The following is a 23,798-nucleotide window of genomic DNA, read 5'->3' as shown; positions in this document are numbered from 1 at the left end:
CTCTCAAACCAGTCATTCTTGTATCGCCTGAGGGGATACCACCATTCCTACGATTGTCGGTTGGAGTTGAATCTGCAACTGCTCTATAGGAACGATTCCGTACTTGATGATCTTGTCCAGGATGAAGGCCAAACAGCCTTCGCCAGAACCCCGATGAAGCAGCCATGGATCACCTGAATGGGCTGGATTGTCGTGGTATTCCCGGACGCCCGCCATGCACAGGAATGGTTCGTCCTCGGGACTGTTGGCCTGGATGAAGTCCGTCAGCGGCACGGCGTTCTGCTGGATGAGAGCTCCTATCATCTCCGGCGGCGTTCCGGGCAGCGGCGGACGTCTAAGCATTTTCAGGTATAGATCTTTCCGGGCAATCGGATGACGCGTAAACGGATCGACGAAGACCACGGACGGTGGTCTTAAGTCGTAGTCGGTGAAGTCGACCTCGCTCGCTGCGCTGACCACCCGTGGCTTTAACTTGGGGCTGGCGAAAATGAAGAAAGCGCGCGGAAAGGTCGCCTCGATCAAGAAGCAGCCCTGAGCCCGATAGACATCAGCATATGGCCGGAACCGGCCGATCTCCCGATCAAACTTCGCTCGGGAGACCTCCGGATCCACACTTTGGTGTTTAGGCACCTGCGACGCCCGCCTTCAGGCTGAGGAACAGGGTCACAGTATTCGGGAAACCGAAGTCGCCAAGCTTCTTGTCGACATCGAGCAAGTTGCCGGCCTCATCCTTGAATTCCCAATTCTCGGCTGGTTGGGCGACATTCTGCGTGTTCTCAAGGGCTTTGGTACGAATGACGTGAAGCGGCTGGTTGGGATTGGCTTCGACCTGCGTGGGCTGGCCGTTCACCACCACCGTGATCTCGATCTTGCCCGGTCCGCCGCCGTGATTATCGCCCTTACCCGAATCCTTCGACATTGTCCTACTCCTGTGGCTTGCCAACCGCCCCACGCCCTGGCGCCCACCTGCGAGTGAGACCGGCGGTCTTCAATCGTTCACCCGGCGCCACGGCCGCGAGTACGCGAAAGACAGGGGATAAGCTACCGAATCGGTGCTTGCCTTCTTTTATGGGTGACTTGAGCCGCAAGTAAATGGTCTCAAATTGCTCCTCACAACTATAATCGATTAGAGCAATGCAAAAATATTGGCGACACGCCTATTCATCTGCTCTCTCACTCGCCTGCTCCGTGCTTGGCAAGGGGAGCTTTGACTGCGTCACGCGTCCCCCAAGCAGCCGATTGCGCCGGCAGCGCCGTAGGAACCGTCGTTCAGAGTCTTCACCACTCAAGCAGCCGCATGGATGCAGCCGACGCTCGTCTCCACAAACAGCGCAAGTGGTGCCTTGTTGGATAAGGTCGCCTCGTCCCTGGTGCAGCATCTGTCGGAACGGGTCCGCTGCGAGACCATGCCTCATCATCGCGCATGCGCAGCAGCCGGCGGTCGATGCTCGTAAGGCGTTCTGCTCATTTCGTGGCGAAGGCGCTGCTCGACTCGCGGACATATGCGGGCACCGAGGCGGAGGCTGACCAGTCGGCGCCGCGTTCGCGGATGTCGCTTGCAATGTGCTCGCGTGCGTTTGCCGCCGGCGACCTTGCCGTCCTCGCCTGCTATGGCGAGCCGGCGCAAGCGGATTGCTCGATACTGCCGGCGAGGCTGCGGGCCGGTCCTAACGGCCGTTCACAAGAGCTTGCATCAGCAACTGGCAATCGGATCGATAACTTCGCGATCGCCGTTATGGCGCGGAGATGCGGTCTCGCCGGGTTGTGGCTGGCGCTTCGTTGTGGGCGGCGCGTCGTAGCCGAGGGAGCAGGGGCGGCGCCATGATCCAGACCGAACGCGCGCTGCAGCAGGTGCTTGAGTGGGGGCGTGCCCTGACCGGTTTCGCGGATGAGCATGCTGAGGAAGCGGTAAGGGGCGGCCAGTATATCCTGCAACGCATTCACCCGAGCCTGCGCGACACCAGCGCCCGCACCGGCCGCGATCCGCAGGACGAAACGCTGATCGTGGCGTTCTATCGCGAACTGGCGCTGCTGTTCTGGCTAGACGATTGCAACGACGTTGGCCTGATCGCGCCGGAGCAGCTCGCCGCCCTGGAGCAGGCGCTGGGGCACGGCGTACCGTGCGTGCTCTCCGGATTCGAGGGCTGCGCTCAGCTGCGCGCTTCGCTGGCTGCGCTCGCTTACGATCGTCACGACTATGCTCGGCTTCTCGACTATACCCGGTGCTACTGCGCGGCGCTGCGCGCCGGACACGCGCAGGCGGCAGGGGCGCGACGCTGGTCTTACGCCGAGTACCTGCACAACGGCATCGATTCGATCGCTTACGGGACCGTGTTCTGTTGCCTGTCGCTGCTGTGGGGGCTGGACATGGCGACCTTGCGCGCGCGTCCAGCGTTTCGCCAGGTCCTGCGGCTCATCTCAGTGATAGGGCGCCTGCAGAACGATCTGCATGGACGCGACAAGGACAGGTCGGCCGGCGATAACGCGGCGATCCTGCTTCTGCAGCGCTATCCGGCTATGCCTGTGGTTGAGTTCCTCAACGACGAGTTGGCCGGCCATACGCGCATGCTGCACCGGGTGATGGCGGAAGAATGCTTTCCCGCGCCGTGGGGACCGTTGATCGAGGCGATGGCGGCGATCCGCGCGCAGTACTACCAGACTTCGACCAGCCGCTATCGCAGCGACGCTGCAGGGGGAGGCCAGCGTGCGTCGGCCTGGACGCGCCGGAGGCGGCGGCTTGGGCGCGCTGCCGTCGGTTCGATCCGACGCAACGCCGTCGCCCGCTGCTACGGATGGAGCGAGCATGAGCGACACCGCCCTGAGCCGGGGAAGGACGAACATCTGGACATCGTGCTGGATCGGCGAACGGCGCCGGCCACGGTGGCCGCTGGCTGGGAGTACATCCATCTCGAACACTGCGCACTGCCCGAGTTGGACCTGACGCAGATCGACCTGCGCGCCTCGCTGCTGGGCAAGGCTATGCGCGCGCCGCTGCTGATCAGCTCTATGGCCGGCGGCATGCCACGGGCCGAGGCCATCAACCGGCATTTGAGCGAGGCAGCGCAAGCCTTGGGGATCGCCATGTGCGGTTCGCAGCGTGTGAGCCTGCAATCCCGCAACTCCCAGGGGCTAACGCGCGCGCTGCGCCGCCTGGCGCCAGACATTCCCTTGCTGGCCAATATCGGCGCCGCGCAACTGCGGGAGGCCGACGGCCTGGACCTGGCGCGTCGCGCGGTGGACGCGCTGGAGGCCGATGGGCTCATCGTCCATCTCAATCCGCTGCAGGAAGCGGTACAGCCGGAGGGCGACCGCGAACTGGCGCGGCGTCCTGGCGCTGATCGCTGGCGCCGCGCGCATCGTGGGCGTGCCGATGGTGGCCAAGGAAGTGGGGGCGGGCCTGTCCGCCTCGGTGCCTGTGCGCTCGTCGAGGCGGGCGTGGCGGTAATCGATGTCGCCGGCGCCGGCGGCACCAGTTGGGCCGCAGTGGAGGGCGAGCGCGCCCGCAATGCCGCCGACCGTGCAGTGGCGATGTCATTCGCCGATTGGGGGATTCCACCCTGACCAGCGTGCAGGCGGTGCGTCGGGCGCTGCCAACGGTGAAGCTGATCGCGTCGGGCGGGATCCGCGATGGCGTCGACGTGGCCAAGGCCATCCGCCTGGGCGCGGACATCGCCGGGCAGGCGGCCAGCGTGCTGGGCGCGGCGACAGTGTCCACCGGGGCCGTTGTCGCGCATTTCGAGATCGTCATCCGCCAGTTGGCCGTCGCCTGCTTCTGCACGGGCTCGGCTGATCTGGCGGCGTTGCGTCAGGCGCGCTTGTTGCCCTCGTCGCATTTGTCCGCCGGTTGATGTCGGCGTCGTCCGCACGCTAACAGCAGGCTGCTGAAATACCTACGCCAAAGACAGACTATTGATCCCCCTGGCGAGACGGCTCGATTGACGGGAGCGATGTGTTCATGGAGCAGCTGTTCACGATGAAGCGGTTGGAAGATTTCGTTCCAGCCGGTCATCCTGGTGCCCGCACCGGCTGATGATCAATGGAGCGCTGGTGCGGCTAGACGGCATCCTTTCCGGCATGTACGCCTGCAGTGCCAAAGGCGGTCGCCCCAGCGTTGCGCCGGAGAAATTGCTGCGGGCCGTGTGTTGCAGGTGTTCTACAGCGTCCGTCGGAATTGATGCAGCAGGTGCTGCTGTGGCAAGGCCAAGACCCGGGAATGCCGTCAGCTTTGATCAGGCGCTTCGGGCCGTCGGAAACGCGCGAAGAGTCCGGCTTTCGAAAAAGGCCGAACGCCTCAGATAAAGCCAGAACTCCTTGGGTCACCATCAAACCAATTTGACGCCCCGGGACAATTTCGTCCGGCATTGTCCGGTGTGCGACGATGTTGGGGATGCGACATAGGCGGATTGCCGTGTATTTAAACCGCTTTTCCTTTGGCACGCATATTGCGCCCTATCGGTAAACCTCGTCATGGGCCGGCGGCAATCGCTCGGAGATTGTCGAAATAGCACAATGATTTCTGCCGGGGTGACATCCGGCCCGACTAGAGCAGGACCTTTCAGATGATGCAGAAAAGCAAGCGGCCATACTCGCGGGGAAATAGTCGCGTCAGGGCTGCATGGACGCTCTTTCCTGGTTGTTTCGGCGGCGGACGCCAACTCTTCAATCGGCACCCGAACCAGTGCCTGGATGTCCAAGGAGCGCCCCTGTTGCGCGTGCCTGGCTGCACCCGCGTGCTGGCTCTCCTCCAAGGCGACGCTTCGGCGCTGCTGCAGACCGGCGACGAGAACCCAACTTCAAAATTAGCATTCCGAAAACCGAAAGAAGTGAACAGGTATGTCCAGGATCGGCGCTTTGACGCGCGCCGCATGGCGATCGGCAACTCAGACGCTGGCCAAGGGTTCGAAAAGTTTACACCCGACGCTAGCGCCGGCCGATTTCAAGCGCGCACTTACGATCAACGATCGATATGGCGGGCTCACTGTCAATGTCCCCAAAATGCCTTTCTGGCTGACCGGGGGTGAAGCCTTCGTCTACCGCCGGACTAGCCACGGCGAGCAGCAGTTCATGCAGGTCGATGCTGCCACGGGTTTCAAGCGGCCCGCTTTCGATCAGGCGCGTCTGGCGGCAGCGCTAAACAAGGTGAGCCATGAGAGCTATCAAGCCGGCAATCTTCCGTTCGACCGTTTCGAACTGAGTGAGGATGGTCGCAGGCTCGACTTCCAGATTGAAGACACCCGGTGGAGCTGCGACCTTGCAAGCTATGACTGTACCAGCACCACATTCGATGCAAGGAAAGGGGACCGTAGGGAGCTCAGCCACCGCTACACGCCGCCAGCGGAGAACAACCCCGACAAGAGCAACGCGTCGCCCGACGGCAAATGGATCGCCTATATCAAGAACTGCAACGTTTTCCTGCGCAGCGAGGACGGATTGCAGGATGTTCCTCTGAGCCGGGACGGAGCCGAAGGCAATTGCTACGTCTTTTCGACGCTGAGCTGGTCGCCGGACTCGCGCCACCTCGCCGCTTACCTTGTTCGCCCCGGCTATAGGCGAGAGGTCCGCTACCTCAATTCTTCGACGGACCAGTTGGAGCGGGAATATTCAACAAAATTCTATCCCAGGCCGGGCGATGTCCTTCCGCTGCCCCAGCCAGTCCTGTTCGACATTGCCGGCCGGCGCCAGATCGTGATTGACGGTGCCCTCTTCTCGAACGTCTTCGAACTTTCCCCTCTCCGGTGGTGGGCGGACAGCCGCGGCTTCACTTTCGAATATAACCAGCGCGGGCATCAGCTTTATCGCCTGGTCGAGGTAGACGCCGCCTCGGGCCGCGGGCGCTCCCTGATCGATGAGACCAGCGAGACATTCGTTGATTATTTGCCGCTGGGGCATGGCCAGGAGGATGCCGGAAAAATCTTCCGTTACGATGTCGATGACGGGAAGGAGATCATCTGGGCATCAGAGCGCGACGGGTATGAGCATTTGTATCTTTTCAACGGCCGGACAGGCGCGCTCGAAAACCAGATCACGCGAGGTGAGTGGGTCGTCCGGAGGGTCAACCATGTCGATCCGGTCAAGCGTCAGATCTGGTTCGAGGCGAGCGGGATGAACTCGCAGGAGGACCCCTATTGGGTCCATGCTTACCGCATCGGCTTTGACGGCAAGGGACTGACTGCACTGACGCCCGAACCGGCCAACCACCATATCGAGTTCTCGCCTGACAGGCGCTATTATGTCGATCTCTGGTCACGCATCGATCTGCCCCCGCGCATGGCACTCTACCGCGCCAGCGACAATGCCAAGCTCCAGCAGATCGAGACGGCCGACATTTCTGAGCTCGTCGCCGCAGGCTGGCAGCCGCCGCTCAGTTTCCATTCCAAGGGGCGCGACGGCAAAACTGACATCTGGGGCGTGCTCCACCTGCCAGCCAACTTCGACCCGACGAAGAAATACCCGGTTGTGGAGAATATCTATGCTGGACCCCACGGCTCCTTCGTCCCAAAATCCTTCTCGCGGTGGACAGAGCCGCTCACGCAGCTGGGCTTCGTCGTTGCTCAGATCGACGGCATGGGCACCAACAACCGCTCCCGCGCCTTCCATGATGTTGCTTGGAAGAATCTGAAGGACGCAGGATTTCCCGATCGCATTCTGTGGCACAAGGCGGCGGCCGCGCAATATCCATGGTACGACATATCCAACGTCGGCATTTTTGGCGCATCCGCCGGCGGCCAGAGTGCAGTCAGCGCGCTGCTCTTTCACCCCGATTTCTACAAGGTCGCCGTCGCCAAAAACGGCTGCTTCGACAACAGGATAGACAAGACCTGGTGGAACGAACTTTGGATGGGGTGGCCGGTCGGCATTGAATATTCGCAATCCTCCGCCGTTGACAATGCTCACAGGCTGCAGGGCAAGCTGATGATCGCGGTCGGCGAAATGGATGATAATGTCGATCCGTTTTGCTCGTTCCAGCTTGCCGATCGACTCATCAAGGCAGGAAAAGATTTTGACATGGTCTACGTTCCTGGTGCCAATCACCATACTCTAGGCACCTACACCGAGCGCAAACTCCTAGACTTCTTCGTTCGCAACATTCTCGGTCAGACCCCGCCCGACTGGAACACCAAACCGATCGAGCTGGAATAGCTTGTGGCTCTTGCAATTGTTAGCTCGCCTTATCAGCTGTAATCAGGGCGAGGCGCGAGCAAATCTGCACCGAAGGACGATCGTGGAGTCTAGGACTTGCGCTGCGTATTGAGGATCGGCTCGCCGCGACGTTGGTCTGAGCAAACTGCTTGATAGGCACGCCTGCAGACCGCGTGTGTGCGATTGCAAGATCCCCTATCAGCCTGGTGTGAAGCGTTCAGGGGAAAAGCCGCACCCAACGCCGCTTCCGCTCGCCGTAACGCTACGGCGGTGCGGCCCACCGATCCGCTCGACGAGCATTGGAACACATAGGTCCCCGAACGGACGATTGCCTTGGCAATAGAAGACCCTCGTCGGTCATCGCCGCTGTGGGTGGCAGCCCGTCGGTCTGGAGCTGCCACGATTCTCATCCTCGCGTCACATATGAGCTGAAGCTTTCCGGATCGGGTATCCAATCGGCATCCAGTTGCTCGGCGATATGGTTGAATTCTGCCCTCAGGACAAGAGTGAGTAGAGCAGCCCCGCTACGAAAATCCCATCCTGGTTCGTTTGACGCATCGACTATTCAGATTGATTGGCGTGATACCCGGCGCGGCCGCAACACGCGAGGCCGTCAACCGCTGAGCAGAAAACCAGCCTTCGCCTTCCGCGGCGGCGGACCTCGTCAGCCTCTCGAAAGCTTGCCTGAGTAGGTTGCTCATGTGATCTGTGGAAGTGAGGATAGCGTGCACCCGTACAAACTAGACATTCATCGTGGCAGCTTGGCTGCAGGTGCAGCACGCCGTACCGCACGAGCAAGCGGACAGGCCGGCCAAGCCGGTTTTGAGCAGCACTTGGGCGAACTGCAGGCGGCGGACGAGTTGATGGGTGCGCTAGGCGAGGAGGTCCTCGTCAATGGCTCGCATGGTAAAGGTGAGTTGAGACCAACGAAGAGGCAGAGGATCCAAAGCAATCTGCAGCATGCTGTCACTGAGCGGCAACCAGGTGAGGTTGGCAACTCAGGCGCTCGCGTGATGATGCAACTCCCCACCGATCAGGTGGGTACATCGGAACGGGAGGCGCAACTTGTGATGCAGGGGGACGAGCACGAATACACCCCAGCACCGCATCTCGACGGGTCGATGCCCTCGACAGTGCAGCCGGATCGTCCAATTGTGGTCCCCGACGGTGCCGACAAGCGTCCTGTTTATTCCAACGATGCCACCGCCATCGAAGGGCTGAAGTCAGCACTCCTTGCGGGTAAAGCCAGGCCGGACACGGTCACTCGCAGCACAAATTCTCTTTTCGGCTTTAGTCGTTGGCTCTTTCAAAACAACAAGCCAGGGCTTGCTGCTCGGCTTTACCATCCGTCGCTGAGCCAGGATCTCGAGGAGTACGAGAGTAGGGGTGGTTCCTCCACCGTGGCTGGCGCACTGCGTCAATTGATGAAGTCGATGGGCGGAGCCGGCCCGATTGTGGGTCGCGCTGTCCTGAACCCCCATCCTGACGACGCCGCGCTCACCAGACATTTCAGATCCGCGAGCGGCTACGCAACTGCTCTTAACCATTTCAGTCATTACCTACGTCAAAATGACAAGCTCGGAATTGCGGGTCGCATTTACGATAAATCGCTGGATAAAGATGTTGAGAGCTACAAGGCCGCCTCCTCTAATGGTGGAGCTCCGATCGAATCTGCGCTGGTTTATCTCCGCAAGAACCCGCCGCGCGTTATACTCGGGAATCATCTGGAAAACGCGGTCAGCATGGAGGCTCGTCCCCGTGGCGACGCTGCTCAGCATACCGCACCACAGCAGGGATTCGATTGGCCAGAGGAGCTCCTGCCGGTAGGTTATAAGGAGGGCACCGATCTACCATTGTCTCTCGCCCCAACCGCGCACCAACACCAAGCGCCCGACTTTGGAGAGGCCGTCCCTCACTTGAACTGGCGCCACGGCGACCAGGGCGCCCCGGAGGAGCTGGTAGCTGCACGGGACAGGAGCAGCCCGCTGCCAAGCGAGGCGGTGCCACATAAATCTGGACGGGGACTCGCTACGCAGCCCAGATTGTGGGCGGAGAAATCCGCCTCGCCAGAGCTCTTTCGACGGCGGGCGGAGCAGGCTCTGCCGGCGTCCGCCAGAGGTGTGGAGACATCCTCCGCGGTTGATGAAGCCGCGCAGGCCGCTCGCCAAGCTTTGGCTTGGTTGCAGCAGGAGATGGAGGGGATCGAACCGATGCAGGATCCTCATGAGGTGGCTACACCGGAATGTGAGGCGCAGCTCGTCAGGCAGAGGGATGAGCACGAATCCACCCCAGCACCGCATCCCGGAGGTGGTGGGTCGATGCCCTCGACAGTGCAGCCGGATCGTCCAATTGTAGTCCCCGACGGTGCCGACAAGCGTCCTGTCTATTCCAACGATGCGACCGCTATCGAAGGGCTGAGGGCAGCATTCCACGCGGGTAAGGCCAAAGCGAACACGGTCACTTACAATGTAAATTCTCTTTTCGGCTTTAGTCGGTGGCTCCTTCAAAACAACAAGCCAGGGTTTGCTGCTCGGCTTTACCATTCGTCGCTGGATCAGGATCTCAAGGAGTACGAGAGTACGGGTGGTTCCTCCACCGTGGCTGGCGCACTGCGTTACCTCAAGAAGTCGACAGGCGGAGCCCCGATTATGGCTCGCCCTGTCGTGATCCCCTATCCTGACGATGCCGAGCTCATTAGAAATTACAGAGCCGCTTCGACCAAGGAGTACCTGGCAGCGCCTGCGACCGGACGGAATCCAGATACCGTGGGCGGCTATACAAATTTTCTTAGACATTTTAGTCAGTACCTGCGTCAAAATAACAAGCTTGGGATTGCGGCTCGGATTCACGACAAATCGCTGGATAAAGATGTTGAGAGCTTCAAGGCTGTCTCCTATGGTAATAGGCTAAGTATCAGTTCTGCATTGGCTCACCTCCGGGATATCCTGCCGCGCATTGTGCTCGGGCGCGAAACTGTCCTTTCTGCTCATCCGGCAGACGCAGTCACCAGGCGCGTTGGGGCCGCTGCTGAAGCTGGGCCAGCGGCACCGGCAAGAGCTCCCCAACCCGCCTCGCCAGCAACCGCTAGGCTGCCAGGCACCTACCGCGGCCTTCCACTGGTTGATGTGACCACACTGACTACCAGTTCCTCTGGGGCTCAGATCGGGGCGCTCGATCCGACAGCCCCGTCCAACGTTGCAACGGGGCGGGTGCTCGGCGCCGCCGAATGGCTGAGCGACGCCCATATCCAGAGAGATTACAATTTGCTGGAGGGGCAACTGCAGGGGATCAATCCGGCGCTCGCTGCCCGGACTCGGCTGGTGGATCCTTCCGTATCCCATCTACTGCGACACACGTCGCCGCAAGACGCTCGAGGCATATTGCAGTCCATCTATAATCAAAACAACGCCACAGCCGACTTCCTGTTCTTGCCAGTGAATAATGGCACGGCTACTAGCCCCGGCACCCATTGGTCGCTGCTGCTCGTTGATCGCCGCGACCCGGAAAGGCGGTTCGCCTATCACTACGACTCCCTCCAGCGAGAGGGATATAACGACGTGCCTGCAAAACAGCTCGCAGGACTGCTGAATGCCACCTTGGCGCCAGCCCCCATGGCCAGACAGACGAACCATTATGATTGCGGCGTATTTGTCCTGGAGGGCACGTGGGCGCTGGTTGAACGATTGGTGAAAGGGCAGCGGCCAGACCACGAGCCGCTGCCCCTCGACAACCTCGTTGCCGATCGGCAGGCGCTGCAAGACCGGCTAAGGAGGCGCTTGCCGCACGAGGAAGAGCCGCGGCAGCTGCTGGAGGATGAACCCGCCTCCCCACCGATGATGGCATTCGAGCCAGGGGAACTGCGGCAACTGTTGGAAGACGAGCCTGCCTCCCCACCAATGATGGCGTTCGAGCCAGGGGAACTGCGGCAACTGTTGGAGGACGAACCTGCCTCCCCACCAATGATGGCGTTCGAGCCAGGGGAACTGCGGCAACTGTTGGAGGACGAGCCTGCCTCCCCACCAATGATGGCGTTCGAGCCAGGGGAACTGCGGCAGCTGTTGGAGGATGAACCCGCTTCCCCACCGATGATGGCGTTCGAGCCAGGGGAACTGCGGCAACTGTTGGAGGATGAACCCGCTTCCCCACCGATGATGGCGTTCGAGCCAGGGGAACTGCGGCAACTGTTGGAAGACGAGCCTGCCTCCACTTGGGCACAAATCAATTCGACCCCACATGCGCGAGCGGACGGTGTTCATCAGCCAGCCCAGGCGCCGTGGCTCCCTGAACGCAGAAGATAACTTTGCGGAGGAGCGGTCACGCAACTGTCGGCGGCGCCGGGCCTCAGGGTGAATGGAAAGGATGGAGTGGCGGATGGTGTCGCGTGAAGGCGCAACACGCGTGCTGACCGACCTGCATACGTAGGAAGTCGTTCATTGCTCCCAAATCGTATGTGAGGAACATTCCTGTCCCGGCTGCGCCGCGCGATGCTAGGTCGCGTTGTTCAGCGGGCCAAGCCGATGACACCTACGAAGCTACTGATCGGGCAGATCGCCGTTGTGTGCGCAATTGTCATTATCGGCGTATGGACGGCAACCCAATGGTGCGCTCAAATGCTGACCTACCAGACGCCTCTCGGCGCACCATGGTTTCTCTTCGCCGGCTGGCCAATCTACAAGCCGTGGAAGCTGTTTGAATGGTGGTTCCACTTCGATGCTTATGCGCCGGAGGTCTTCGACAAAGCCGGTACGCTTGCAGGCGCCAGCGGATTCCTGGGTTGTGCCGCCGCAATCGCTGGCTCGCTTTTGCGCGCGCGACAGCGCGGGTCGGTTACGACCTATGGGTCTTCACGGTGGGCCACGACTCATGAGGTCGAGACGGCAGGGTTGTTACGGCCGGCGGGCGTTTTCCTCGGTAGGCTGAACGATCGCTATCTGCGCCATGACGGCCCGGAGCACGTCATGGCATTTGCGCCGACGCGTTCGGGCAAGGGCGTGGGGCTGGTTGTTCCAACGCTACTTTCCTGGACCGGGTCTGCCATCATTCATGATATAAAAGGCGAAAATTGGCAGTTGACCTCCGGCTGGCGGTCGAAATTCTCGTACTGCCTTCTGTTCAATCCGACCGACCCGAGATCGGCACGCTACAACCCGCTGCTGGAGGTGCGCAAAGGCCCAGATGAGATCCGGGACGTTCAAAACATCGCCGACATCCTCGTCGATCCCGAGGGCGCGCTGGAGCGACGGAACCACTGGGAGAAGACCAGCCATTCACTCCTAGTTGGCGCCATTTTGCACGTGCTCTACGCTGAAGAGGACAAGACGCTGGCCCGCGTCGCCACCTTCCTGTCGGACCCGCAACGCTCGTTTGCCGCAACGCTACGGCGGATGATGACGACAAACCATCTCGGGACGGGGCATAACCCTCAGGTCCATCCCGTAGTGGCCTCGGCGGCTCGCGAACTCCTGAACAAGTCGGAAAACGAGCGCTCAGGCGTCCTCTCGACCGCCATGTCCTTTCTCGGGCTTTATCGTGATCCAACGGTCGCGGCGGCCACTTCGTCCTGCGACTGGCGCATCGCTGACCTAGTGGATGGAGAGCGACCGCTGTCGCTCTATCTGGTCGTGCCGCCTTCGGATATCTCGCGCACCAAGCCTTTTGTGCGACTGATCTTGAACCAGATCGGCAGGCGGTTGACGGAGCGTCTGGAGGGGGACCCGAAGAAGAGCCGTAAGCATCAGCTGCTCATGATGCTGGACGAGTTTCCGGCGCTCGGTCGCCTCGACTTCTTCGAAACGGCGCTCGCCTTCATGGCAGGTTATGGCATTCGCTCCTATCTGATCGCACAATCTTTGAACCAGGTTTCAAAGGCCTATGGCGAGAACAATGCTATTCTCGACAATTGCCACGTGCGAATTGCCTTTTCCTCCAATGACGAACGCACGGCCAAGCGCATCTCGGATGCCCTCGGCACCGCAACCGAACTTAGGTCGATGCGCAACTATGCGGGCCATCGGCTTGCGCCCTGGCTTTCACATGTCATGGTGAGCCGCCAGGAAACCGCGCGCCCGCTCCTGACGCCAGGCGAGGTGATGCAATTGCCGCCGTCAGACGAATTGGTCCTGGTTTCTGGGTTGCCGCCGATCCGCGCCAAGAAGCTGCGCTATTATCAGGATCAGAATTTCACAGATCGGGTGCTGCCTGCGCCGGTGCTGCACGACGGACCCTATGCGGACTGCCCTGCATCACGCCCGGACGGCTGGACTGGACAAGTGTGCAGCGTCGATAGCCGACTTGCTGCGGACGAGGAAAGCGCCGACGCGCCAGTTGAAGACGAGGGAGGCGTTCAGCAGCAACGCCATCCAAGCCTGCCCGAAGAAGACGTTGTTGTCTCTCAAGAGCCCGATCAGGCCGATCTGTACAAGCCCGCAGACGATGACAGCGAAGCGCTCGCGGACAAGCGTGTCATGGATCGGATTTCCACTGCGGCCCGCGTCTACGGTATCAACGAGGGCAGGGGCGACGATGTCATTCCCGGCTTCTGAAGTCCGCTGAGTTGCCGAGCGCACCTCAGCGTAGATAACGGCCATAAGCAATTTTGAGCGTCTGGCCGATGCTTCTCCCGTCGCCGGCGCAACGCCGGGCCGTCGGAACGATCCGCATGAAGCCGCACCGCATTCGCCATCAGTTTCTGCTTGAGCCGGAGCTCAGCGAGAAACTGGACAACCTCAGTCGCGATCCGTCAACGACCAAATCAGCGATCGTGGGGAAGGCGATCGAGGCGTTCATCGAGCGGCGTGGCGAGAGCGAGTTCGATCGGCGCTACGGCGTAAGGCTTGACCGGCTCTCCCGCGATCTTGCCCACGTCAGGCGCGATTCCGAGGTGATCCTGGAGAGCCTGGCGCTCTTCATCCGCTTTTCGATCACCCTTCACGCCCACACGCCGGTCCCGGATCGGGCAACGCAGGCTATTGCCCAAGAGCGTTTCGAGAAATTCGTTGAGAAGGTCGGCCGCCAGATCGCTTCCGGCAAAAAGTCGCTTAGCAAAGACAATGGTGGGGGAGGGGAAGGATGAGCTCTCATCCCGAGGCCGACCACCGGCGGCGTGTCATGCTGCGCACCGCCATGGGTCCGGCAATCACCGAAGCCCTGGCCGATCCGTCCGTCATCGAGGTGATGGTCAATCCCGACGGCGCGCTGCGACTCGACCGGTTAGGCGAAGGTCGGGTCGATACCGACGTTCACATGCACCCGTCCGAGGCAGAACGTATCATCCGCCTGGTTGCTTCGCACGTGCGCGCCGAGGCGCACGCCGACAACCCGATCGTCAGTGCCGAATTGCCGTCTGGCGAACGCTTCGAAGGCCTGCTGCCACCTGTGGTGTTGGCGCCATGTTTTGCCATCCGCAAGCCCGCCGCGAAAGTCTACACCCTGGCCGACTATGTTGCCGAACGCATCATGCTGCCGCTGCAGGCCGATGCGCTGAAAAAGGCCGTCCGCGAGCGGCGCAACATGCTGATCGCCGGCGGCACTTCCTCGGGGAAGACAACACTCGCCAACGCTCTGCTGGCTGAAGTCGCCGAATGCGACGATCGGGTGATCCTGATCGAGGACACACGCGAACTGCAGTGCGCGGCCAGGGACTGCGTTGCCCTGAGAACAAGGCGGGGCTCGGTCACCCTTGCCGATCTCGTGCGCTCGACGCTGAGGCTCAGGCCGGACCGCATCATCGTGGGCGAGGTGAGGGGCGCGGAAGCGCTCGACATGCTGAAGGCATGGAACACCGGGCACCCAGGCGGCATCGCTACCGTACACGCCAATTCCGCGCGCTCGGCTCTCTATCGCATTGAGCAACTCGCCCAGGAAGCGGTGGTCACCGTTCCCCGCCGGCTCATCGCTGAGGCGATAGATCTGATCGTCTTCATAGCGGGACGCGGCTCGTCGCGCCACATCGACGCAATCGCCGAGGTCACCGGTCTCGACGGCAGCGGCGATTACGCCGTTGCCCCGCTCACGCTTTCGCAACTCCAGCAGCTTTGAAAGGCCTTCCTCATGCGCAAGAAGCTTCGCTTTCTTTCGTCCACAGCGCTCGCGTTTCTTATCACGGCCCCGGTTTATGCCGCCGGCTCCGGCATGCCGTGGGAGCAGCCGCTGCAGCAGATCCTGGAGTCCGTGCAGGGACCGGTCGCCAAGATCGTTGCGGTGATCATCATTATCACCACCGGCCTGACGCTTGCCTTCGGCGACACCGCCGGTGGTTTTCGGCGCCTGATTCAGATCGTCTTCGGTCTGTCGATCGCCTTCGCGGCATCGAGCTTCTTCCTCTCCTTCTTCTCCTTCGGTGGTGGGGCGCTCGTCTGATGGCCGCCGGGGAGCAGCATATCGAGGGCTTCGCAGTACCGGTCCACCGGGCGCTGACCGAGCCGATCCTGCTCGGCGGGGCTCCGCGCGCGGTGGCGATCCTCAACGGTACAGTGGCCGCGGCCATTGGCTTCGGCTTGCAGCAATGGATTGCTGGTCTGGTGCTTTGGATCGCAGGCCACTCGTTAGCGGTGTTTGCCGCAAGACGCGATCCGGACTTCGCCAGCGTGCTTGTGCGCCACCTACGTCTGAAGGGGTGGCTTGCATGCTGAACCTTTCGGAATATCGAAGCAAAGCCGACCGGCTTGCCGACCATCTACCCTGGGCTGCCTTGGTGGCGCCCGGCATCGTGCTCAACAAGGACGGCAGCTTTCAGCGGACGTTGCGGTTCCGCGGCCCGGATCTCGAAAGTGCGACGGAGGCTGAACTCGTCGGCATTTGCGCCCGGGCGAACAATGCTCTCAGACGCCTTGGCTCTGGCTGGGCATTGTTCTTTGAGGCCGAGCGCACAGAAGCGCTGGGCTATCCGAACTCGCATTTTCCTGACGCCGCGTCGTGGCTGGTCGACGAAGAACGCCGCGCTGCTTTCGAGGGGAAGGTAGCGCACTACGAGAGCCGCTATCATCTGACCTTGGTGTTTATGCCACCGCCGGACGCCCAGGCGCGCGCAGAAAGCACGCTCGTCGACTCTCATTATTCCCGAGGAGAAAGAGACTGGCGCCAGGATCTGGCGAGGTTCCGTGACGAGACCAACCGCGTGCTCGATCTCTTCTCGGGTTTCATGTCCGAAGTACGCGTCCTCGATGATGCTCAGACGTTGACCTACCTCCACGGCACGATTTCGCCTCGTCGCCATCCTATCATGGCCCCGGAAACGCCGATATATCTGGATGCAATCCTGGTCGATGCGCCGCTTACCGGTGGCCTGGAGCCGATGCTGGGTGAGCAGCATCTTCGCACACTGACCATCCTCGGCTTTCCGAACCTCACCCGGCCCGGAATCCTCGATACCCTCAATCATCAGGATTTCGCCTATCGCTGGATGACGCGCTTCATTCCGCTCGAGAAAACGGAAGCCACGAAGACGCTGACGCGATTGCGCCGGCAGTGGTTTGCCAAGCGCAAATCGATCGTGGCAATCCTACGCGAGGTCATTACCAACGAGCCGGTCCCGCTTGTCGATAGCGATGCCGACAACAAGGCGCTCGATGCCGACGAAGCCCTTCAGGCATTGGGCGGTGATCATGTGAGTTTCGGCTATCTCACCACCACCGTGACGGTGTGGGGCGAGGATCGCCAAGCCGCTGCAGAGAAGCTTCGCGCGGTCGAGCGCATCATCAATGGGCTCGGCTTCACCACGATCCGAGAAGGCGTCAATGCGGTCGAGGCTTGGCTCGGCTCATTGCCTGGCCATGTCTACGCTAACGTTCGCCAACCGCTCGTTCATACATTGAACCTTGCCCATCTCATGCCGCTGTCGTCGGTTTGGGCCGGTCCTGCGACAAACGAGCATCTCGCGAAAGTCACCCAAACCGAAGCGCCACCGCTTTTCGTTGCCGAGACCAGTGGGTCGACACCGTTTCGGCTTTCCACCCACGTCGAAGATGTCGGCCACATGCTGGTTGTTGGTCCGACCGGCGCCGGCAAGTCGGTTCTGCTTGCTCTGATTGCTCTGCAGTTCAGGCGCTACGCCGGCGCCCAGGTTTATGTCTTCGACAAAGGCAATTCGGCCCGTGCTGCAACACTTGCCATGGGTGGAGAACACCACGCGCTAGGAGCGGACGGTTCCCTTGCCTTTCAGCCACTGCGCAGCATCAACGACCAGGCTAGCCGAAGCTGGGCGGCCGAATGGATCGCCAGCCTTGTTGCCCACGAGAACGTCACCGTCACGCCGGAGGTGAAGGAGGCTATTTGGTCAGCGCTGGCCAGCCTTGCCACCGCGCCGGCGCAGGAACGCACACTGACCGGTCTTTCGGTCCTGCTTCAATCCAATGCGCTGAAGACCGCATTGATGCCCTACACGCTCGACGGTCCCTTCGGCCGCCTGCTCGATGCCGATCATGATGGGCTGGCCTTGTCGGATGTGCAGTGTTTCGAGACCGAGGAGTTAATGCACAGCCAAAGCGCTTTGCTGCCGGTGCTTACCTATCTGTTCCAGCGACTTGAGGAACGGTTCGACGGACGGCCCACGCTGATCATGCTCGACGAGGCGTGGGTCTATCTCGACAATCCGCTGTTCGCCGCCCGCATCCGCGAATGGCTGAAGGTGCTGCGAAAGAAGAACGTGTCGGTTGTCTTCGCTACGCAGTCGCTGGCTGATATCGCGGGCTCTGGCATAGCGCCGGCAATCATCGAAAGCTGCCCGCAGCGCATTTTCCTTCCCAATGATCGTGCCGTGGAACCCCAGGCGCGCACAGCCTACGAGCGCTTCGGTTTAAGCGAGCGGCAGATCGAATTGATCGCCCGCGCCACGCCGAAGCGTCAGTATTATCTGCAATCGCGCCGCGGCAACCGTCTGTTCGAGCTCGAGCTTGGCCCCATCGCTCTTGCGCTTTGCGGTGCTTCCGATCCGGCCACGCAGACTCTGATCGACAGGATCATGTCCGAAGACGGGCAAGGCAGCTTTGCCTCGCAGTTCCTGATCGCGCGCGGCCTCGATTGGGCCGGCGAACTTCTCAAGCAATTCCCTCAACCAGACAAGGAGCAATTCTCATGATGCGGCGACGCCTTCTCTCCGGCCTGATCACCGTTTCCCTGATCGCCAAGCCTATGGCCGACTATGTGCAGCCCGCCTACGCCCTTATCGTGTTCGATCCGTCCAATTATGCGCAGAACGTGCTGACGGCCGCGCGCGCATTGGAGCAGATCAACAACCAGATCCAGTCGCTGCAGAATCAGGCGACCATGCTGCAGAACATGGCGCGCAATCTTCAGCGTCTGGATTTCTCTTCCGTTGGCCAACTCACCGGTTCGCTCCATCGCATCGACGGCTTGATGGACCAGGCGAGTGGCCTCAGCTTTGATCTGGGCAAGCTTCAAGACCAGTGGCGCAGCCAATATCCGGAAAGCTACGACGCCACGATCAAAGTCAGCGATGTGGCGAGTGCTGCGCGGGAGCGTTGGCAAACCGCCATGCAGGCGTTCCGCCAGACCATGGGTGTCCAGTCGCAAATCGTCGAGAACGTCCGCGCCGACGGCGATCTGCTCGCCGATCTCGTCAACCGCAGCCAAGGGGCGGCCGGTGCGCTTCAGGCAAGCCAGGCCACCAACCAGCTGATGGCGCTTTCGACAAAACAGCAGATGCAGATCCAGACGCTGCTCGCAACGCAGTTTCGAGCTGAGGCCGAGGATGCCGCCCGCAAGGCCCAGTCAGACGAAGCCGCCCGCGAGATGACGAAGCGATTCTTGGGTACCGGCTCGGCTTATCCCGGCAATTAATCACGAGTTCATCACGACGAGAAAGGCAGCGGCATGAACGACCTTGGCGTCATCGATCGCTTCATGGAGACCTTCATCCGCTACATCGACAGCGGGTTCGGTCTGCTATCGGGCGACCTCGCCTTCCTCACTACCATTCTGATCGGCATTGACATCACACTTGCCGGCCTGGCGTGGGCGCTCGGCGACGAAACCAGCGTTCTCGGCCGGCTTGTCCGCAAGGTGCTCTATGTTGGCGTCTTCGCCTTCATTCTGAACAATTTCAAGAACCTCGCCGATATCGTTTATCGTTCTTTTGCCGGTCTCGGGATTAAGGCGTCGGCCGGCAATCTGTCGGCAGACAATCTCTTGCGCCCGGGCCGCATTGCCGCGACCGGTTTCGAAGGTGCTTGGCCAATGCTTGACCAAGCCAGTCAGCTCCTGGGCTTCCCGGAAATCTTCGGCAACGCACTGACCATCTTCGTGCTGCTGATGGCCTGGTTCCTGGTCATCATCGCCTTCTTCATCCTTTCCATCCAGCTTTTCATCACCATCCTTGAGTTCAAGCTCACCACGCTGGCAGGTTTTGTTTTGGTTCCATTCGCACTTTGGAACCGTTCAGCGTTCCTGGCCGAACGCGTGCTCGGCCATGTTATCTCGTCAGGCATCAAGGTGATGGTGCTCGCCGTCATTGTCGGTATCGGCTCCACGCTCTTCGGGGAGTTCGCTTCCGCATTGCAAGGCAAGGAGCCGGATCTTGCCGGTGCCATGTCCCAGGTACTGGGCGCACTGGCATTGCTTGGCCTTGGCATTTTTGGGCCGGGGATCGCGTCGGGTCTTGTCTCAGGCGCACCGCAGCTTGGGGCGGGCGCCGCCCTCGGCACGACCGCGGCGGCAGCGGGTGTATCACTCGTTGCTGGAGGCACAGCATTTGCTGGCGCGCGTATGGCAACCAGCGGCGGTGTCGCCGCCATCCGAGCCGGCACAACAATGGGATCGGCTGCTTCCACGTCATGGCAGATCGGGCGCGCAACCTCGCCCGACGCTGGCCTCTCCGGTGTGGCTGCTGGAATGCATGGTGTAACCAGTGCAGCTGGCGGCGCCGCTATACGCATAGCGCGATCCGCCACTGCAAGTGTTGGGCGCAACGCCGATGCCGGGCGCGATGCCGCGTGGACCGCGACCGGCGGCACGCCGACAGCGCCAATGACCGAACGCTCTGCCGGTTCGGCCACTGTTTCGGCGCCGACGTGGGCAAGGCGCCTACGTTCTGAACAGACCGCCCGTGCAAATCGCCACGCTGCCATGCAAGCTGTCCGAGACGGAGACCGGCCGGGAGGCAGCGCCACCCCCTCTCTCAACGACAAGGATGACTAGATGCTCTTCAAGCGACCCGTGCACCGTTACGGCAAAACACCCGAACCGGTCACGCCGTATCAAAAAGCCGCCCAGCTGTGGGACGAGCGCATCGGCTCATCTCGACTGCAGGCCAGGAACTGGCGGATCATGGCCCTTGGCTGCCTGGCCTTGGCGACCGGGCTTTCCGGCGGACTCGTATGGCAGTCGATGCAAAGCCGTGTCGTGCCTTATGTCGTCGAGGTCGATGGCTTCGGCGAGACGCGCGCCGTCGCGCCGGCGATCCGGAATTATGAGCCCTCGGATGCTCAGATCGCCTGGCATCTCGGCCGCTTCATCCAGAATGTCCGTTCCGTTTCCACCGATCCGGTTTTGGTACGGCAGAACTGGTTGGCAGCGTACGACTTTGCTAGCGATCGCGCAGCGCTCTTCCTCAACGAATACGCCAAGGCGAACGACCCCTTCGGTCAGATCGGAACGCGCAGTGTTTCGGTACAGGTCACCAGCGTGGTCAGAGCCTCCGAAAGTTCATTCCAGGTCAAATGGACCGAGCAGGTGTTTGAGCGCGGAAGCCTTGCCAGCACGATGCGCTGGACTGCGATCCTCACGATCGTGATTCGCTCGCCAAGCAATACGGATCAGCTGCGCAAGAATCCGCTCGGCGTCTTCATCAATGCCATTGACTGGTCACGCGAGCTCGACAGCGCCGTCCCAACCCCCCTTTCTCCGACGGAGTCCACCAATGAAAGGTAAAATGTCACCGATTCGTGCCGTGCTGATCCTATCGGTGTCGGCAGCGGTCGTTTCCGCTTGTGCATCGAAGAAGGTGCCGCCGCCTGAGATTTCCTATGACGCTGCCGACTTCAAACCGGCCGCGATCGAAAAGGCGCCGGAGAGGCCGATTAGAATTGTCGAGGTGCCAAAACCACTGCCGCTGCCTGGCCAAATGCAGCCCGAGCCCGGCAAGGCCGAGGACAAGCGCCCCCCTGAAGAACGCGTCGCTGATGCCAACAAAGCCGCGACCCAGCAACCCACCAAGTACGGGTATGTTAATGCCGTGCAAGTCTACCCCTTCACCGATGGCGCGCTTTATCAACTCTATGCCGCGCCGGAGCGCGTGACCGACATCGCTCTGCAGCCGGGCGAGAAACTAACCGCCGTGTCGGCTGGCGACACCGTGCGCTGGGTCATTGGCGATACCGCAAGCGGCACCGGTGACAATCAGCGCACCCATGTTCTGGTAAAACCCTTCGCGCCGGGTCTTGCCACCAATGTCGTCATTACGACGGACCGGCGGACCTATCATTTGCAGCTTCAAAGCACCGAGAAGACCGCAATGGCGGCAATCTCCTGGACCTACAGCCAAGACCAGATCATCGCGCTTCGCCAGCGCAATGCTCAAGCCGAGGCAGTTACACCGGTCGCGTCGAATATCGCGCTCGAAAACCTTCGCTTTCGCTACTCAATCAGTGGCGACACACCGCCCTGGAGACCGACGCGAGCCTTCGACGACGGCAGCAAGGTCTATATTGAGTTCCCTCGTCGCATAGATCAGGGCGAGGCGCCACCACTCTTCATCGTCGGCGCAGATGGGAGCAGCGAGCTCGTCAACTATCGCGTGCGCGGCAACTATTACATCGTCGATCGGCTCTTCGCCGCGGCCGAACTTCGCCTCGGCACCAAGCGGCAGCAGGTGATCCGCATCAGCAGGATTGACGGCAGGCAACCGCAACGGCGGATCTCGCTCTTTCGCGGCAGCCGGCGAGGTGAGGACTCATGATCGAAAATTCCCGCTCTGGCATCCCGCCGAAACTGGATCCCGAGGAGCTGCAGCTTCGGGCCTCTCCCCGCCGCGTGGTGCGGTTCAGGCGCGGTGTGATCATCGCGATCGCAGCGCTCGGATCCGGCGCTGTCTTCGGCGTTACCATGATCGCCCTCCAGGGGCCGGCCCTTCGCATCAGGGATCAGGCGGAAGATCTCTACAACACTGAGCGCAAACCAACCGCCGAGGGGCTCGATACGCTTCCCCATGACTATTCCGGCATGAAGCCGAAGCCTCCCGTCCTTGGGCTACCTTTGCCGGGCGACCTCGGCCGCCCCATCCTCGAGCGGCAGCGCCAGCTCGGCATCGTGCCGGGCCAAGACATCTCGGCCGAGGAGCAGCGTCTAGCGCAGCAGGCGATCGAAGCGCGTGAATCGCGGGTGCTTTTCCGCGTCGAAAATCGAGCTCAAAAGACAGATGTCGGAGAGAGCGTGCAAACTGCTCAGCATCCATTTGAGGCGCTTCCCCAATCCGAAGCAGGACGCGCGTCAGCCTCGGTGGCGGCGGCGGAAGGCGACCAGAACAATCAGCAGCGAAAGCTTGATTTTCTCAGCCAGCGGAGCACTGGCGGGATCTACAATCCGCATGCGCTGCAGACGCCGATCTCGCCATATCAACTGATGGCTGGCAGCGTGATTGCCGCCAGCCTGATCACCGGCATCAATTCCGATTTGCCGGGCCTTGTCGTCGCGCAAGTCACCGAAAATGTGCACGACACGGTCACGGGCAACATATTGCTGATTCCGCAGGGCTCACGTCTTATCGGCGTCTACGACAGCGTCGTCGCGTTCGGGCAAAAGCGAGCGCTGCTGGTCTGGCAGCGCATTCTGCTGCCCGACGGCTCGTCGGCCGAAATCGACAATCTGCCCGCGAGCGACACCGCCGGCTACGCAGGGCTGGAAGACGAAGTCGATTTCCACACTTGGCAGATGATCAAGGGAGTGGCGCTTGCCACATTGCTCGGTGTCGGCACAGAATTCAGCCTCGGCGAAAACGAGAGCGATCTGGTCAAGGCGATCCGGGAATCAGCCCAGCAGAACGCCAGTCGAGCCGGCCAGCGCATCACCGAAAAAAACCTCAATATCCAGCCCACCATCGTCGTCCGCCCAGGTTGGCCACTGCGCGTCATCGTGCACAAGGACATCGTGCTGCGGCCATACGCCAGTTGAGCAGGAGTTATCATGGCTGACCTGAAACTTGGAAAACTTCCGGACCGAACAGCTTCGAAGATCACCATTACCGTCAGCGCGGAGCTGAGCCAAACACTCAAGGAGTATGCTGCACTTTACCGTCAGACCTATGGTCAGTCTGAAACCGTGGCAGAACTCATCCCTTTCATGCTGGCGGCGTTTCTGGAAGGCGACCGAGCCTTTGCCAAGGCCAGAAAGGAACGTCTGCCGACGGAGCTTGCCGGAAAATCGTGACTCCTCCGCTAGGGCAGCTGGAACATTGCCTAGCTGTCGCGACCTACCTGCTCCTCGCGAAGCATAGGATCAAACACCTTGGAATGCAGGTATGCGCAAGAGATGATGTGGAAGGAGATACCGCGCAACAGCCTAAGTTTGCATTTTCGATTTGGTCGGCCGTGAACTATCCGCAAGCCATTGATCTGGCCTGTTGATTGAGGCGGATAGCGGCTTTGGAATTGCAGGATTAGCGGTATTTGGACGCTGTTTTCCTGCAATTCGGTTTTGCGATTCCCTTG

General features: G+C 61.0%; 17 protein-coding genes and 3 pseudogenes. 17 read left to right on the top strand and 3 right to left on the bottom strand.

Translation table 11 applies throughout. From position 1 onward, the window contains the following. Positions 1 to 12: 12 nt before the first annotated feature. Together EOA13_RS29895 and EOA13_RS29890 are read right to left on the bottom strand one after the other, a co-directional pair. On the bottom strand, positions 13 to 630 hold the full coding sequence (locus EOA13_RS29895; protein ID WP_024505653.1) for a putative metal-binding protein: 618 nt from the start codon (positions 628 to 630) through the stop codon (positions 13 to 15). After that, positions 623 to 919, bottom strand: coding sequence for a DUF2604 domain-containing protein (locus EOA13_RS29890; RefSeq protein WP_024505654.1), 297 nt, complete (start codon positions 917 to 919; stop codon positions 623 to 625). The genes EOA13_RS29895 and EOA13_RS29890 overlap by 8 nt, the downstream gene beginning before the upstream one ends. A 902-nt stretch (positions 920 to 1,821) precedes the next feature. Between EOA13_RS29890 and EOA13_RS29880 the strand changes: the two are divergent. From EOA13_RS29880 to EOA13_RS29805, 17 genes and pseudogenes are all read left to right on the top strand, one after another. After that, positions 1,822 to 2,715: pseudogene (locus tag EOA13_RS29880) on the top strand (hypothetical protein); the annotation flags it as partial. 88 nt (positions 2,716 to 2,803) lie between these two features. Then, positions 2,804 to 3,848 (top strand): annotated as a pseudogene (gene fni / locus EOA13_RS29875) (type 2 isopentenyl-diphosphate Delta-isomerase). A gap of 86 nt (positions 3,849 to 3,934) precedes the next feature. Next, positions 3,935 to 4,166 (top strand): annotated as a pseudogene (locus EOA13_RS39025) (IS5/IS1182 family transposase); the annotation flags it as partial. Between the two features lie 667 nt (positions 4,167 to 4,833). Beyond that, a complete protein-coding gene (locus EOA13_RS29870) occupies positions 4,834 to 7,140 on the top strand; it encodes a S9 family peptidase (RefSeq protein WP_063169235.1) in 2,307 nt (768 codons plus the stop codon). A gap of 833 nt (positions 7,141 to 7,973) precedes the next feature. After that, on the top strand, positions 7,974 to 11,438 hold the full coding sequence (locus EOA13_RS29865; protein ID WP_063169234.1) for a Ulp1 family isopeptidase: 3,465 nt from the start codon (positions 7,974 to 7,976) through the stop codon (positions 11,436 to 11,438). 219 nt (positions 11,439 to 11,657) lie between these two features. Next, entirely contained in the window at positions 11,658 to 13,682 is a 2,025-nt protein-coding gene (locus EOA13_RS29860; protein ID WP_063169233.1) for a conjugal transfer protein TraG, read from the top strand. Between the two features lie 116 nt (positions 13,683 to 13,798). After that, complete coding sequence (locus EOA13_RS29855) at positions 13,799 to 14,212, top strand: CopG family transcriptional regulator (protein ID WP_063170364.1); 414 nt, start codon at positions 13,799 to 13,801, stop codon at positions 14,210 to 14,212. Then, on the top strand, positions 14,209 to 15,177 hold the full coding sequence (trbB, locus tag EOA13_RS29850; RefSeq protein ID WP_024502850.1) for a P-type conjugative transfer ATPase TrbB: 969 nt from the start codon (positions 14,209 to 14,211) through the stop codon (positions 15,175 to 15,177). Before EOA13_RS29855 ends, trbB begins: the two co-directional genes overlap by 4 nt. A 12-nt stretch (positions 15,178 to 15,189) precedes the next feature. After that, positions 15,190 to 15,498 (top strand): TrbC/VirB2 family protein, encoded by a 309-nt coding sequence (locus EOA13_RS29845; protein WP_024502851.1) that lies wholly within the window; start codon positions 15,190 to 15,192, stop codon positions 15,496 to 15,498. After that, positions 15,498 to 15,770: a VirB3 family type IV secretion system protein gene (locus EOA13_RS29840; RefSeq protein WP_024502852.1), complete on the top strand. Its 273-nt coding sequence runs from the start codon at positions 15,498 to 15,500 to the stop codon at positions 15,768 to 15,770. Before EOA13_RS29845 ends, EOA13_RS29840 begins: the two co-directional genes overlap by 1 nt. After that, entirely contained in the window at positions 15,764 to 18,214 is a 2,451-nt protein-coding gene (trbE, locus tag EOA13_RS29835) for a conjugal transfer protein TrbE (protein WP_063169232.1), read from the top strand. Before EOA13_RS29840 ends, trbE begins: the two co-directional genes overlap by 7 nt. Further along, entirely contained in the window at positions 18,211 to 18,936 is a 726-nt protein-coding gene (trbJ, locus tag EOA13_RS29830; protein WP_024502854.1) for a P-type conjugative transfer protein TrbJ, read from the top strand. The genes trbE and trbJ overlap by 4 nt, the downstream gene beginning before the upstream one ends. A gap of 33 nt (positions 18,937 to 18,969) precedes the next feature. Beyond that, positions 18,970 to 20,292, top strand: coding sequence for a P-type conjugative transfer protein TrbL (gene trbL, locus EOA13_RS29825; RefSeq protein WP_063169231.1), 1,323 nt, complete (start codon positions 18,970 to 18,972; stop codon positions 20,290 to 20,292). Continuing rightward, entirely contained in the window at positions 20,293 to 21,024 is a 732-nt protein-coding gene (gene trbF, locus EOA13_RS29820) for a conjugal transfer protein TrbF (RefSeq protein WP_063169230.1), read from the top strand. A gap of 1 nt (position 21,025) precedes the next feature. Continuing rightward, positions 21,026 to 22,051, top strand: a complete 1,026-nt coding sequence (gene trbG / locus EOA13_RS29815; protein WP_164548809.1) for a P-type conjugative transfer protein TrbG — start codon at positions 21,026 to 21,028, stop codon at positions 22,049 to 22,051. Beyond that, on the top strand, positions 22,048 to 23,262 hold the full coding sequence (locus EOA13_RS29810) for a TrbI/VirB10 family protein (RefSeq protein WP_063169228.1): 1,215 nt from the start codon (positions 22,048 to 22,050) through the stop codon (positions 23,260 to 23,262). The genes trbG and EOA13_RS29810 overlap by 4 nt, the downstream gene beginning before the upstream one ends. 12 nt (positions 23,263 to 23,274) lie before the next feature. After that, positions 23,275 to 23,517 carry a DUF2274 domain-containing protein gene (locus EOA13_RS29805; RefSeq protein ID WP_024502859.1) on the top strand — a complete coding sequence of 81 codons (243 nt, stop codon included), beginning with the start codon at positions 23,275 to 23,277 and terminating at the stop codon, positions 23,515 to 23,517. Positions 23,518 to 23,546: 29 nt separating this feature from the next. Here the strand turns inward: EOA13_RS29805 and EOA13_RS38385 are convergent. Next, positions 23,547 to 23,798, bottom strand: a 252-nt coding sequence (locus tag EOA13_RS38385; protein ID WP_206516445.1) for a hypothetical protein, incomplete at its 5' end; no start/stop codon positions are given.

Source organism: Mesorhizobium sp. M7A.F.Ca.US.011.01.1.1 (assembly GCF_003998295.1).
Lineage (GTDB): Bacteria > Pseudomonadota > Alphaproteobacteria > Rhizobiales > Rhizobiaceae > Mesorhizobium.
This window is presented reverse-complemented; position numbering and strand designations above follow the sequence as displayed.

What these genes read in the sequence shown, in the direction of transcription:
- EOA13_RS29890 (WP_024505654.1), bottom strand. Translation starts at nt 919, where the DNA reads ATGTCGAAGGATTCGGGTAAGGGCGATAATCACGGCGGCGGACCGGGC.
- EOA13_RS29870 (WP_063169235.1), top strand. Translation starts at nt 4,834, where the DNA reads ATGTCCAGGATCGGCGCTTTGACGCGCGCCGCATGGCGATCGGCAACT.
- EOA13_RS29860 (WP_063169233.1), top strand. Translation starts at nt 11,658, where the DNA reads ATGACACCTACGAAGCTACTGATCGGGCAGATCGCCGTTGTGTGCGCA.
- EOA13_RS29855 (WP_063170364.1), top strand. Translation starts at nt 13,799, where the DNA reads ATGAAGCCGCACCGCATTCGCCATCAGTTTCTGCTTGAGCCGGAGCTC.
- trbB (WP_024502850.1), top strand. Translation starts at nt 14,209, where the DNA reads ATGAGCTCTCATCCCGAGGCCGACCACCGGCGGCGTGTCATGCTGCGC.
- EOA13_RS29845 (WP_024502851.1), top strand. Translation starts at nt 15,190, where the DNA reads ATGCGCAAGAAGCTTCGCTTTCTTTCGTCCACAGCGCTCGCGTTTCTT.
- EOA13_RS29840 (WP_024502852.1), top strand. Translation starts at nt 15,498, where the DNA reads ATGGCCGCCGGGGAGCAGCATATCGAGGGCTTCGCAGTACCGGTCCAC.
- trbE (WP_063169232.1), top strand. Translation starts at nt 15,764, where the DNA reads ATGCTGAACCTTTCGGAATATCGAAGCAAAGCCGACCGGCTTGCCGAC.
- trbJ (WP_024502854.1), top strand. Translation starts at nt 18,211, where the DNA reads ATGATGCGGCGACGCCTTCTCTCCGGCCTGATCACCGTTTCCCTGATC.
- trbL (WP_063169231.1), top strand. Translation starts at nt 18,970, where the DNA reads ATGAACGACCTTGGCGTCATCGATCGCTTCATGGAGACCTTCATCCGC.
- trbF (WP_063169230.1), top strand. Translation starts at nt 20,293, where the DNA reads ATGCTCTTCAAGCGACCCGTGCACCGTTACGGCAAAACACCCGAACCG.
- trbG (WP_164548809.1), top strand. Translation starts at nt 21,026, where the DNA reads ATGTCACCGATTCGTGCCGTGCTGATCCTATCGGTGTCGGCAGCGGTC.
- EOA13_RS29810 (WP_063169228.1), top strand. Translation starts at nt 22,048, where the DNA reads ATGATCGAAAATTCCCGCTCTGGCATCCCGCCGAAACTGGATCCCGAG.
- EOA13_RS29805 (WP_024502859.1), top strand. Translation starts at nt 23,275, where the DNA reads ATGGCTGACCTGAAACTTGGAAAACTTCCGGACCGAACAGCTTCGAAG.